General features: G+C 62.6%; 1 protein-coding gene. It reads left to right on the top strand.

All coding sequences use genetic code 11. The features are described 5' to 3' along the window. Positions 1-83: 83 nt before the first annotated feature. Positions 84-393, top strand: a 310-nt coding sequence (locus QJT78_RS52240) for a transposase (RefSeq protein ID WP_281460959.1), incomplete at its 3' end; no start/stop codon positions are given.

The following is a 393-nucleotide window of genomic DNA, read 5'->3' as shown; positions in this document are numbered from 1 at the left end:
GTGAGCGTCATGCAGGGACCACGCGCTAAGGGCTGATCTGGTCGGCTAGAAGATCTCGCGGAATGGTTTGTCGCGAGGTCACAATGTCGAAGGATAGTCGTAAGAATAGCGATAAGGATAGGCATACGCCTATCCTCGAACACGGCGCCGACACGCTGCGGCGTGTCGAAATCATCACCGGGACGGGCCGGCGTCGGCGCTGGTCGACCGATGCGAAGGCGGCGATTGTCGCGGAGAGTTTCGCGCCGGGTGCAAGCGTGTCCGCGGTGGCACGAGGACACGACATCAGCCCAAGCCTGTTGTTTCTGTGGCGTCGTCAGACCACGCGGGTGAAGCTCGCGGAGCGCCGGGACGGAGATGTGCCACCTGGCTTTGTGCCGGTCGCGATCACTG

Origin of the sequence: Bradyrhizobium sp. Mp27 (assembly GCF_029953005.1) — a bacterium.
In the GTDB taxonomy this organism is placed as follows: domain Bacteria; phylum Pseudomonadota; class Alphaproteobacteria; order Rhizobiales; family Xanthobacteraceae; genus Bradyrhizobium; species Bradyrhizobium barranii.
This window is presented reverse-complemented; position numbering and strand designations above follow the sequence as displayed.